This window comes from Catenibacterium sp. RTP21428st1_D7_RTP21428_210409, assembly GCF_040227455.1.
GTDB lineage: Bacteria > Bacillota_I > Bacilli_A > Erysipelotrichales > Coprobacillaceae > Catenibacterium > Catenibacterium mitsuoka_A.
This window is the reverse complement of record NZ_JBEHVX010000073.1, coordinates 1-12485: the sequence shown is the minus strand read 5'-3', so window position 1 is coordinate 12485 and position 12485 is coordinate 1. Positions and strand designations below refer to the sequence as shown.

The window sequence follows — 12485 nt, the reverse complement described above, 5'->3', positions numbered from 1 at the left end:
GTGGGCCTGAATGGATTTGAACCATCGACCTCACCCTTATCAGGGGTGCGCTCTAACCAACTGAGCTACAGGCCCATTTCTTGACTGCTCACCTATAATAACATGTAGAAATACACTCGTCAATAAAAAAATGAAGAAATTATAGGCAAGGTAGAAAAATACTTGATATATACAATGAAAATAAAGAAAAAATAATGTATCATTAAAATTGGTTAAAATATTACTAAAAATTTTATCTCATTTTATCTCATTTTATCTAGATTGTGATATATTAATTATTATAGTAATGTTAAGGAGGAAAAAGAAATGGCTACAATTAAAGATGTTGCGAAAGCAGCTAATGTATCTATCGCAACTGTATCAAGAGTATTAAATGAAGATAAAACATTGAGGGTTTTACCTGAGACAAAAGAGAAGATATTAAGAGTGGCTAGTGAACTCAATTACTCCTTAAAATCAAAAGAAAAGAAGAATACATTTAATATAGGTATTATCCAGTGTTATACATTTGAACAGGAATTTAGAGATACTTATTTCTTATCTATTTTACAGGGTGTAGAGAAATATTTAAGAAAAGAAAAGATGGCTTCCACAAAAGTAAGATACGATGATATGAATATGAAGCAGGTATTAGAAGGTGTGGATGGTATTATCTGTATTGGAAAGTTTGAAAAGAAGTATCTTGATACATTTAGTAAGTTATCTAGTAGAATTGTTTTATTAGATATGGATTTGTCTCCAATCACAAATGTCTGTATCTCATTGGATTTTGATGACGCGATGTATAAAGTAGTTAACTATTTTCATTCACAGGGACATGAAACGATTGGTTTTATGGGAAGAAATGAATATGATGAAATGTCTTTACAAACAATTTCTAGAAAGAAAAGCTTTATTAAATATTGCGAATATCTAGGAATAAAATATGAGATATTTACAACTAATCATGAAATGACAGGAGATGAAGGCTATTCTGTCATGAATCGTGTGATTGAAGAAGGAAAAATACCTTCCGCAATATTCTGTGCCAATGATCCTCTTGCGATGGGGGCTATGCAGGCTTTATTAGATGCAAAAATAAAGGTGCCAGAAGAAGTGTCTATTATGGGATTCAATGATGTGGATGCATGTAACTTCACACGACCTACATTATCTACTGTCTATGCACCTTCAAGTGAGATGGGAGAGATGGGTGCTTCATTATTACACGGAATGATCACGGAAGAGGATATCAGCTACCCACGTAGAATACAATTACCATGTCAATTAGTTATTAGAAATTCATGCAGAGAGAATTAATAAAACTTTTCTCTTTTTATTTTAGTAAAATAATAAGTAAACAAATTAGTAAAAAAAGTTAAAAAATATTGATTATTTTACTAAAAAGTTTATTATAGTAGGTGAAGAAAATAACAAAATAAAAAAAGGAGACCCCATAATGAACCATCAAATCAACAGATTACTTAACTTTGCGTTACAAAAAGGCATGATTGGTACAGATGACTTGTACTATGCCGCAAATTTAATTCTAGACTTACTTCAGTTAGATGAATTTGAACTAGAAGAAATTGATGAAAAATTAGAAACAGCACAGGATATCATTGATCATATTCTTGACTATGCAGTAGAAAAAGGCATGATTTCAGATTCTGTGACTGAAAAAGATTTATTTGATACAAGACTTATGAACTGCCTCATGCCTCGTCCTAGTGAAGTAGTAAATAAGTTCAACACTCTTTATAATGAATCTCCAGAAAAAGCAACAGACTACTTCTATGATTTAAGTATTAGTAGTAACTATATTCGTAAATCACGTATTGATAAGAATATCAAGTTTAACCATTATGTTAAATATGGTGATATCCAGATTACTATCAACCTTTCTAAACCAGAAAAGGATCCTAAAGCGATTGCAGCTGCAAAGAATATCAAATCTGCAAACTATCCTCTTTGCTTATTGTGTAAAGAAAACGTTGGATTTGCAGGTAATATGAAGCATCCTGCTAGACAGAATCATCGTATTATTCCATTAGACCTTGCAGGTCATCGCTATTACCTACAGTATTCACCTTATGTTTACTACAATGAACACTGTATCGTATTTAATGAAGAACATCAGCCAATGAAAATTGATCACAATACATTCGAGCATCTATTCGCATTTGTAGATAAGTTCCCTCATTATATGCTGGGAAGTAATGCTGATCTACCAATCGTAGGTGGTTCTATCCTTACCCATGATCACTACCAAGGCGGTCGTCATCATTTTCCTATGGAAGATGCAAAAGTAATCAAGAGTTATGAACATGACCAGGTGCAGGTAGATATGCTGTATTGGCCATTGTCAACTCTAAGACTTACCTCTACTTCCAAAGAAAAAATTATTGCTTTGGCTGATGTTATTCTTGAGAAATGGATTGATTATAGTGATGAATCACTAGATATCATTGCATATACAGATGGTGTAAGACATAACACAGTAACACCAATTGCACGTATGAAGGATGGATTGTATCAGTTAGATCTAGTACTTAGAAATAACCGTACGACTGAAGAATATCCATTAGGAATCTTCCACCCTCATGCACAGCATCACCACATTAAGAAGGAAAATATCGGCTTAATTGAAGTAATGGGCTTAGCTGTTCTTCCTGCAAGATTAAAGAATGAATTAGAAGATATCAAACAGTGTCTATTAGGTAATGCGGATTTTGATTCAAATGAATCATTACAGAAGCATGCGGACTGGTACAAATATCTTAAGAATTGTGACTACGAGGATGTTGATAAATTCCTAGAAGTAGAAGTCACTAAGAAGTTTGTAGCAGTATTAGAAGATGCTGGTGTATATAAAATGACTGATGAAGGAATTGAAGGATTCAGTCGCTTCGTGGAGGGCTTATGGTAGAAATTAAGAAAGAATTAGATGATGATATTGTTGTCATCGGCTTAGAAAACAAAGACTTCTATGTAGAAGTCACAAACTTTGGCTGCACACTACTTAAAGCTGTAGTAAAAGACAAAGAAGGAAATCCTTGTGATTGTGTATTAGGCTTCCCTGAAGTATCAGATTACCAGAAGAGAGATGGTACATATCTTGGTGCTTTGGTAGGACGAGTATGCAACCGTATTGAGAAGGGAACTTTCACATTAAATGGGAAGACTTATAATGTTCCTATTAATAATGGTCCAAACTCATTACATGGTGGTATTGAAGGATTCTCTTACAAGGTATTTGATTATGAATTTATTGAAGATGGTGTCAAGTTCCACTATGTATCTAAAGATGGTGAAGAAGGCTATCCAGGTACATTAGATTTCTATGCTTATTATACAATCGAAGGAACATCTCTTCATATGCGCTATGAAGCAACAAGTGATCAGGATACAATCATCAATATCACAAACCATTCATATTTCAACTTAAATGGACATGCATCAAGTGTTCATAATCATGTATTAAAACTCAATGCTGATGAAGTAGGCTGCGTTGATGGTGATGGATTATATACAGGTGAATTATTAGATGTCACAAATACTCCATTTGACTTTAGAAGTGAAAAAGTGATTGGAGACTGTATCAAAGACAATCATCCACAGTTAATCACAGCCCGTGGTTATGATCATCCATTTGTATTTAATACAGATAAAAATCAGGCAGAACTTTACTCTCCAGAAACTGGTATTAAATTAACTGTATCTACTACATATCCATCAGCACAGGTATATAGTGCAAACTATTTAGATGGACAGCTAGATAAATATGGATATACTATGCATCCACAAGAGGCATTATGTATTGAAACAAGTTATTTACCAGACAGTATTCATAAAGAAGAAAACCCAAAGGTCATCTTAAACGCAAATAAAAAATTTAAAGAAGAAACAGTATATACATTCGAGGTAACAAAATGAAAGCAAGCTTATTAAAAGAAGAATTTAAAACTAATAAATATGATGAAATGTTGAAAGACTTATATGAAGATGCAAGTCTCGTAGATTATCAGAAAGACAGATATGCCAATGCATTAGATAAGTTCGTTGAACTTTATGGTGATGAAAATGTCAGCATCTATAGTGCTGCAGGTAGAAGTGAAATTTCAGGTAACCATACAGACCATCAGCATGGTTGTGTACTCGCAGGTTCTATCAATCTAGATGCGATTGGTGTAGTCGCTAGACAGGATGATGTAATCAATGTTGTCTCTGATAGCTTTAATATTAAGCCAATCTATTTAAATGATTTAGATAAGAAGGATGAAGAAGAAGGTACTTCAGAAGGACTAATCAGAGGTGTTGTCTCTAAACTTAAAGAACTAGGTTACAATATCGGGGGTTTCAAGGCATTCATTACAAGTGATGTATTAGTAGGGGCTGGTTTATCTAGCTCAGCTGCTTTTGAAACAATTATTGGTACAATCATTGATGGTTTATATAATGATATGAGCATCGATATGGTCACTATCGCAAAAGTAGGTCAGTATGCTGAAAATGTTTATTTTGGTAAGCCTTGTGGATTAATGGACCAGTGCGCATGTGCTGTCGGTGGACTGATCTCTATCGATTTCAAGGATACAGAACATCCTGTTGTAAATCATGTAGATGTAGACTTCTCTAAATATGATCATAGCTTATGTATCGTTGATACAAAGGGAAGCCATGCAGACTTAACAGATGCTTATGGTGCTATTCCAACTGAAATGAAGGATGTCGCTCATTACTTTGGCAAGGAATTCTTAAGAGAAGTAGATGAAAAGGAATTCTTTGATCATCTTGCTGATGTCAGAGCAGCAGTTAAGAATGATAGAGAAATTCTAAGAGCTATTCATTTCTTCAAGGAAAATGCAAGAGTACCTCAAATTGTAGAAGCATTAAACAATGATAACTTTGACTTATTCAAGAAGTTAATCAAGGAATCTGGTAACTCAAGCTATAAGTTCTTACAGAATGTTTACGCAGACTTTGATTATAAGCATCAGGCAGTTTCTGCAGGTCTAGCATTAAGTGAAATCGTATTAGGAGACCATGGTGTATCTAGAGTACATGGTGGTGGATTCGCAGGTACAATTCAGGCATTTGTAGAAAATGACTTTGTCCCAGAATATAAGAAAGAAATTGAAAAATTATTTGGAGAAGGCAGCTGTCATGTACTTAAAGTAAGAAAACTTGGTGGTTGTAAAGTAGTGGAGGAATAATATGAATGTACTAGTTACAGGTGGTGCAGGTTATATTGGTAGTCATGTCTGTGTAGAACTACTACAGAGCGGCCATGATGTTGTAGTCATCGATGATTTCTCAAATTCAAAACCAGAAGCCTTAGATGCCATTCATGAAATTACTGGTAAGAAAGTAAAGTTTTATGAATTTAACGTTTTAGATGAAGATAAGACAGAAGCAGTATTCAAGGAAAATAAATTGGATGCAGTCATTCACTGTGCAGCCTTCAAGGCAGTAGGTGAATCAGTAGTAAAGCCTATTGAATATTATACAAATAACTTAATGACAACTCTTATTGTTGCTAAGCTTATGAAGAAGTATCATGTCCCTTCAATTGTATTCTCTTCAAGTGCTACAGTATATGGTGATCCTAAAGTTGTACCTTTAACTGAAGACTGTGAATTAGGACAGACTACAAACCCATATGGTTCTACAAAGGCTATGATGGAAAGAATTCTAACAGATGTACAGCATGCTGTACCAGAAATGTCTGTTACACTTCTTCGTTACTTCAACCCAATTGGTGCCCATGAATCAGGATTATTAGGTGAAGATCCAAAGGGAATTCCTAACAATCTTATGCCTTATATTATGAAAGTTGCCACTGGTGAACTTCCTTGTTTAGGTGTATTTGGTAATGACTATGATACACCAGATGGAACAGGTGTACGTGACTACATCCATGTTGTAGACTTAGCCAAGGGTCATGTTCTTGCAATTGAAAAATATGCAACACCAGGTGTTCATATCTGTAACCTAGGAACAGGTAAAGGATATAGTGTATTAGAAATCGTAAAGGCATTTGAAAGAGTTAATGGAATCAAGATTCCTTATGAAATCAAGCCAAGACGTGCTGGTGATATCGCAACATGTTATGCAGATCCTACTCGTGCAAAAGAACAGTTAGGATGGGTAGCTGAAAAGACACTAGATGATATGTGCAGAGATACTTGGAACTTTGCAAAGAAACATATGTAATAAAAGAGATGCTCAATTGGGCATCTCTTTGTTTTTGAATTCTAGAGGAGAGCATTGGTACTCCTTTTTGAATACTTTGCAGAAGTAATTAGGGTCTTCAAAGCCACATTGATAAGCAATCTCTTTAACGGTTTGTTTCTTGTTTGTTAATAGTTCTGCAGCCTTCTTTAATCGGTAATCTAATAAGAATTTGTGGATAGTCGTATTGTATTTAGATTTAAAATGAGTTAACAATGTTCCTCTGCTGCAGAAGAAATAATCACATAGCTGATCAATCGTAATAGGTTTACTATAATTCGCAATTAAGTACTGTTTTATTTCCTGGGCAAGATGATCATTTTTGGCCTGAATGCGATTGGTGAGAGAAATGTATTTTGCACAGATATCACATATATATGCAAAAGCATATATCTGATCTTCATCTAATATAGTAATATTTGTGACAAGTTGTTTTAATTCTTTTTCATTTTCAAAATAGGGCTTAGATTTATTGATGATTTCAGAATAGTTTCTATATGTTCCTATAACCGCTTGTCCCATCATTAGATAACCAGTTAAAGCACCATAAGAATATAAAGGCATAATTGCTTCACTGAGTCCAAAATGACATTGATAGACATAAAGTTCGCCAGTCTCTTTTACATGATTCATCGCATTTATATCACATATAAAACAATGATCAGAAGCTTTGCTCTTCTCTATCTCATGGCAGAATTTGGATTTCTTATGAGGATAAGAATCCAGTATTTTTTGATTAATGTCAAAGATGGACATATTCAATCCTGAGACAAGATAGAGCTGTTTGAGTATTTTTTCTAAGTCTTCCATATTAAATCACCTCACAACCATTATATCTCAACAAAAGTAAAAAAATACAACATTATACTATTTTACCCTATATTATACTCTATTCCATTTCTATTTGTTTTCATATTTTTATAATTATATTTGGAGGATAATATATATGGAAATGAACAATGAATGGGTCAAAGACCCAAAGGTATTTAATATCAATCGTGAAAAGGCACATGCCTCAATACATCGCTATGCCTCTCTAGAGGAGATGCATACAAATAAGAGTAGTTATATCTATTCTTTAAATGGTAAATGGAAATTTCATTATGCTAATGGGTTTAATCAATTGATTAAAGATTTTTCTAACAAGGATTACAACAGTGATAACTGGGATGAAATCAATGTTCCTGGACATATTCAGTTACAGGGTTATGGAACACCTATGTATGTCAATCAGATCTACCCTTGGTCTGCTACAGAACAAATCATACCAGGAGAGATTCCAGAACATAATCCAATTGGCAGCTATATTACATATTTTGATAGTTCAGTTATTAAAGATAACACGGATGTTTATATTAATTTTAAGGGTGTAGAATCCGCAATGGCTTTATGGGTTAATGGAACTTTTGTAGGCTATAGTGAAGATACTTTTACACCATCACGTTTTAATATCACTTCTTTGATAGAAGAAGGAAAAAATAAGATTGCAGTGAATGTGTATCGCTTTAGCAGCGGAAGCTGGCTAGAAGACCAGGACTTCTGGCGTTTCTCAGGAATATTTAGAGATGTAGAACTAGAAATGGTGCCTCATACACACTTGGAAGATATAAAGGTACTTACACATTTGAATGACACCTATGATCATGCTGTCGTAGAAGTGAATCCAACTGTTATTCACCCTACAAAGGTTATTTATACTTTAAAATATAATGATGAAATTATTGCGAGTCAAATAAAAGAGGATAGTACATCACTTCAATTTGAATTAGATTATCCTCATTTATGGTCTGCAGAAAAACCACACCTTTATACATTGATTATTGAAGCAATGGATGAAGAAGGCTTAGTAGAATGCATCAGCCAGCAGGTTGGTATCAGAGAGTTTGAAATCATAAACGGTATTATGCGTATCAATGGTCAGAGAATCATCTTCCACGGTGTTAATAGACATGAATTTTCTGCTTATACAGGTAGACATGTATCTTATGAAGAAACAAAACAGGATATCTTAAATATGAAGGCACATAATATCGATGCATTGCGTACATCACACTATCCTAATCAATCTTTCGTCTATGATCTATGTGATGAATATGGACTTTATGTCATTGATGAAGTGAACCTAGAAACACATGGTACATGGAGTGAGTACTTTGACAAGGAACATATTATTCCTGATAATAAGCCTGAATGGTTAGATATTGTTCTAGATCGTGCAAATTCAATGTATGAAAGAGACAAGAATCATCCTTCTATTATTATATGGTCTTTAGGTAATGAATCTCACGGAGGTAAGAATCTCTATGAAATGTCTCAATTCTTAAGAAACAAAGACCAATCACGTGTCATTCATTATGAAGGTATCTTCCATGATCGTTCTTACAATGAGACAAGTGATATCGAAAGCCAGATGTATACATATGTGAAAGATATAGAAAAGTACTTAACTACACATCAGGACAAACCGTTCATTCTATGTGAATATGCGCACTCAATGGGTAATAGTAATGGTGCTTTATTTAAGTATATTGATTTAGAAAAGAAATATCCTCTTTATCAGGGAGGTTTTATCTGGGATTATATCGATCAGGCATTATATCATGATGGAAAACTCTGTTATGGAGGAGATTTTAAAGAAAGACCAAGTGATTATGATTTCTGTGGCGATGGATTAGTCTTTGCGAATCGTAAGAATACTCCTAAGATGCAGGAAGTAAAGTATTGTTATCAATATGTAGATTTCACAATCAATGAACAGGAAATTAAATTAGATAATAGATACTTATTTACTGATTTGAAAGAATACACTTTACAGATTGATTTGTTATGTGACGGCTATGTCATTAAGTCTCAGAATGTTATTATTGCATGTGCACCACAAAACACAACTACAATCAAGAATCCTTTTGTGGTTGAAGATAACAAAGAATATGCATTGAATATTTATCTAAAGAAAGATGATCAAGTGTATGCATATGAACAGTACATTTATAACTATGAACCTCAAACAGTAAAGAATTCTTCTTTACCAGTTAAGGTGGTAGAAGACTATTTAAATGTTGGTGTAGTAGGGAAGGACTTCAATGTCATTTTCTCAAAACAGAAAGGATTAGTGTCTTATCGTTATCATCAAGAAGAATACATTCGTGTGCCTGTAAAACCAAACTTCTTTAGAGCTTCTACAAATAATGATGTGGAAAATAAATATGGCTATCGCTATGGTGAATGGCTAACTGCAAGTTTATATGCTAAATGTCAATTTGTGAGAGTAGTTAAAGAAGAAACATCATGCGAGATTGAATATACATATGATTTACCTCGTTTAGGAGATGAACTACTTTATCTTACGTATACTGTATATGGAGATGGAAAAGTAGAAGTAGATATGTCTTATCAGCCTCTTGCATCCAATATTGAAATGCCTGCATTCGGCCTATTATTCCAATTATATAAGGATATGGAGCATGTCTCATATTATGGATTTGGTCCAGAAGAAAACTATATAGATAGAAATAAAGGGGCAATGCTTGGAAGATATGATTATAATGTCACAGACAACTGTACAGCTTATCTTTACCCACAGGAATGTGGCAATAGAACACATGTTAAGGAAGTGTTGATTCATGGTGAAAATAAGGTATTATTATTAGAGGGCGATGATTTTGAAATGTCAGCTTTACATTACACACCTTATGAATTAGAAAATGCACGTCATCATGATGAATTACCTGAAGCATATCAGACAGTATTATGTATTAATGAGAAACAGATGGGTGTTGCAGGAGATGATACATGGGGTGCTAAGACACATGAAGAATTCTTATTAGATAAGAATAAGCATCATCTACACTTTGTATTTAAAGGAGAATAATCAATGAAGTTTCTATTTGTAAGACATGGTAAAACACACTTTAATGAAATCAATTTAACACAGGGATGGTGTGATTCACCTTTATCAAAATTAGGCGTTAAACAGGTAGAAAACATGTCTTTACAATTAAAGGACTATAGTATAAACAAGGCTTATACATCACCACTTGGAAGAGCAGTAGAGACATCAGAGATTATACTTCAAAGTCATAATATTGCACCTATTTATGACAAACGTTTAAAAGAAGTGAATTTTGGAATCTTAGAAGGAATCAATACACAACTTGTAAGAAAGCTACATGTAGAAAGTACTGACTGGACGGATACTCTAGAAATGGATTATCGACCATATGAGGGAGAAAATCTCCATGATGTGATTAACAAACATATAGAATCCATTAATGACATCATTGCATCAAGTAAAGAAGATGATACAGTACTTATTGTTGGACATGGCTGCTCACTTTATGGATTAGTAAAAACACTTGTGCCTCATGATGCACGCTTAAGCTTTCCAGATAATGCGACAACAATCATAGTGGATTATAAAGAAGGACATTATTCACTTGATACTATTCTGAATGCAGTCTATTAAGTAACATTTCAAGTCATCCTATTATAATAATAAGGAGACGATGTCATGAAGTACGATTTTACAACAATCATTGATAGAAAAGGAAAAGATGCCATGGCCTTGGATGCAGTAGGATCTCAAAAAGGTCATGTCAAGAAGCCTACTTTCCCTAAAGAAGGTTTTAGTATTATTCCAATGTGGGTGGCTGATATGAATTTTGCGACAGCACCAAGTGTAATGGATGCTCTCAATAAACGTATCGCACATCCACTATTTGGTTATTTTTATCCATCTGATGATTATTATGAAGCCATCATGTATTGGCAGAAGACAAGAAACAACATTCATGATTTAAAGAAAGAGTATATTGGTTATGAGAATGGTGTTTTAGGATGTTTAGCAAGTGTTATTCATGCCTTTACAAAGCCAGGAGACAAGATTCTCTTCCATAGTCCTACTTATGTAGGGTTTTCCACTGTATTAAATGATACAGACCGGGTGGCTGAATTAAGTCCTCTCGTAAAGGATGAAGAGGGCGTGTGGCGCATGGATTATCGGGACATGGACAAACGTATCAAAAACAATAACATTCGCTTAGCAGTTCTCTGTTCTCCTCATAATCCATATGGACGTGTATGGGAAAAAGAAGAACTTGAACAGGCAATGAATGTTTTCAAAGAAAATGATGTCATTGTCGTATCAGATGAAATATGGTCAGACATTGTATTTACAGGATATAAGCATATTCCTACTTATAGTGTAAGTGAAGATGCTAAAAGACGCACAATCTCTATTTATGCACCAAGTAAGACATTTAACTTAGCAGGACTTATTGGCAGCTATCATATTATTTGTGATGACTATTTAAGAGAACAGCTCAACAAAGTAGCCACTTCAACACATTACAATAGTATGAACGTTTTATCTATGCATGCTTTAATAGGTGCCTATCGTGAAAAATCTATTGAATGGGTGGATGAGTTAAATCGGGTACTTGAACAGAATATGAAATATACCTATGACTTTATTAAAAACAATGTAGAAGGTATTGAAGTATCTCAAACGCAGGGTACTTATATGGTGTTCCTACATTGTGAAGACTACTGCCTAAAGAATCATCTGACTATTGATGAACTTATTCAAAAAGGATGGGATGTAGGTGTAGATTGGCAAAGTGGTGTTCAGTTCCATGATCCATGGGGTATAAGACTTAACATTGCATTGCCACATGCATTATTGCAGGAAGCCATGCAAAGATTAAAAGAATACGTATTCTAACGTGAAAAGGGGCTGTAACGGGTAAATAACTCATTATAGTTTCATAAAAAAGCAAAATGTGGACCGTGACCCTCAAAAAAGTGAGACAATTCAGCTATTGAGGAGTAATTTGAAAAAATCATGATGCATTCAAAGAGAGTACGAGCAGGAAGCTTTCGACAACAAGTGAAGTTGGAAACAGGGTCATTGCAGTAGCACTTCAGACTATCAAGAGCCACATCCATAGAGCGTCCAAGAATAGTCTTAACCTTTGTGGTGAGTAGAGAATGTTGTGTTTGCTTTGTTTCATAATAGTTTAACTACTAAAAAGGGCTAGAAATGAATATTCATTCATTTCTAGCCACACGATTTTTATCATTTGTAAACAGTTTGACTAAAAAATAAAAGAACCTCCTCAATTTTACATTGAGGAGGTTCTTCGGTATTTAGATGCCCTACGTAATTCTATTCTTCAAAAAATATCGGATTGATATAATTGGTGGAGCCTAGGAGGATCGAACTCCTGACCTCCTGCGTGCAAAGCAGGCGCTCTCCCAGCTGAGCTAAGGCC

General features: G+C 34.2%; 9 protein-coding genes and 1 tRNA gene. 8 read left to right on the top strand and 2 right to left on the bottom strand.

Annotated elements, in window-relative coordinates:
- Position 1 precedes the first annotated feature (1 nt).
- Positions 2 to 75 (bottom strand) — tRNA-Ile (locus ABUA27_RS09885).
- 231 nt (positions 76 to 306) lie between these two features.
- Here ABUA27_RS09885 and ABUA27_RS09880 point away from each other — a divergent pair.
- From ABUA27_RS09880 to galE, 5 genes are all read left to right on the top strand, one after another.
- Positions 307 to 1299 carry a LacI family DNA-binding transcriptional regulator gene (locus ABUA27_RS09880; protein WP_129982084.1) on the top strand — a complete coding sequence of 331 codons (993 nt, stop codon included), beginning with the start codon at positions 307 to 309 and terminating at the stop codon, positions 1297 to 1299.
- 139 nt (positions 1300 to 1438) lie between these two features.
- On the top strand, positions 1439 to 2908 hold the full coding sequence (gene galT, locus ABUA27_RS09875; protein ID WP_287846759.1) for a UDP-glucose--hexose-1-phosphate uridylyltransferase: 1470 nt from the start codon (positions 1439 to 1441) through the stop codon (positions 2906 to 2908).
- A complete protein-coding gene (locus ABUA27_RS09870) occupies positions 2902 to 3915 on the top strand; it encodes an aldose epimerase family protein (protein WP_129982087.1) in 1014 nt (337 codons plus the stop codon). The genes galT and ABUA27_RS09870 overlap by 7 nt, the downstream gene beginning before the upstream one ends.
- Complete coding sequence (locus ABUA27_RS09865; RefSeq protein ID WP_129982089.1) at positions 3912 to 5195, top strand: galactokinase; 1284 nt, start codon at positions 3912 to 3914, stop codon at positions 5193 to 5195. Before ABUA27_RS09870 ends, ABUA27_RS09865 begins: the two co-directional genes overlap by 4 nt.
- A 1-nt stretch (position 5196) precedes the next feature.
- On the top strand, positions 5197 to 6195 hold the full coding sequence (galE, locus tag ABUA27_RS09860; RefSeq protein WP_117548122.1) for a UDP-glucose 4-epimerase GalE: 999 nt from the start codon (positions 5197 to 5199) through the stop codon (positions 6193 to 6195).
- Positions 6196 to 6207: 12 nt separating this feature from the next.
- Here the strand turns inward: galE and ABUA27_RS09855 are convergent, their stop codons facing one another.
- On the bottom strand, positions 6208 to 7023 hold the full coding sequence (locus tag ABUA27_RS09855) for a PocR ligand-binding domain-containing protein (RefSeq protein WP_349820639.1): 816 nt from the start codon (positions 7021 to 7023) through the stop codon (positions 6208 to 6210).
- Positions 7024 to 7159: 136 nt separating this feature from the next.
- Here ABUA27_RS09855 and lacZ point away from each other — a divergent pair, with 136 nt between their 5' ends.
- From lacZ to ABUA27_RS09840, 3 genes are read left to right on the top strand one after another with little or no spacing between them, the layout of a single operon-like run.
- The gene (lacZ, locus tag ABUA27_RS09850) at positions 7160 to 10084 is read left to right on the top strand and encodes a beta-galactosidase, LacZ type (protein ID WP_349820638.1); all 2925 of its coding nucleotides are present in this window, start codon (positions 7160 to 7162) and stop codon (positions 10082 to 10084) included.
- Between the two features lie 3 nt (positions 10085 to 10087).
- Positions 10088 to 10678, top strand: a complete 591-nt coding sequence (locus tag ABUA27_RS09845; RefSeq protein WP_349820637.1) for a histidine phosphatase family protein — start codon at positions 10088 to 10090, stop codon at positions 10676 to 10678.
- A 45-nt stretch (positions 10679 to 10723) separates the two neighbouring features.
- Positions 10724 to 11935, top strand: coding sequence for a MalY/PatB family protein (locus ABUA27_RS09840; protein WP_129982163.1), 1212 nt, complete (start codon positions 10724 to 10726; stop codon positions 11933 to 11935).
- Positions 11936 to 12485 lie beyond the last annotated feature (550 nt).

What these genes read in the sequence shown, in the direction of transcription:
- ABUA27_RS09880 (WP_129982084.1), top strand. Translation starts at nt 307, where the DNA reads ATGGCTACAATTAAAGATGTTGCGAAAGCAGCTAATGTATCTATCGCA.
- galT (WP_287846759.1), top strand. Translation starts at nt 1,439, where the DNA reads ATGAACCATCAAATCAACAGATTACTTAACTTTGCGTTACAAAAAGGC.
- ABUA27_RS09870 (WP_129982087.1), top strand. Translation starts at nt 2,902, where the DNA reads ATGGTAGAAATTAAGAAAGAATTAGATGATGATATTGTTGTCATCGGC.
- ABUA27_RS09865 (WP_129982089.1), top strand. Translation starts at nt 3,912, where the DNA reads ATGAAAGCAAGCTTATTAAAAGAAGAATTTAAAACTAATAAATATGAT.
- galE (WP_117548122.1), top strand. Translation starts at nt 5,197, where the DNA reads ATGAATGTACTAGTTACAGGTGGTGCAGGTTATATTGGTAGTCATGTC.
- ABUA27_RS09855 (WP_349820639.1), bottom strand. Translation starts at nt 7,023, where the DNA reads ATGGAAGACTTAGAAAAAATACTCAAACAGCTCTATCTTGTCTCAGGA.
- lacZ (WP_349820638.1), top strand. Translation starts at nt 7,160, where the DNA reads ATGGAAATGAACAATGAATGGGTCAAAGACCCAAAGGTATTTAATATC.
- ABUA27_RS09845 (WP_349820637.1), top strand. Translation starts at nt 10,088, where the DNA reads ATGAAGTTTCTATTTGTAAGACATGGTAAAACACACTTTAATGAAATC.
- ABUA27_RS09840 (WP_129982163.1), top strand. Translation starts at nt 10,724, where the DNA reads ATGAAGTACGATTTTACAACAATCATTGATAGAAAAGGAAAAGATGCC.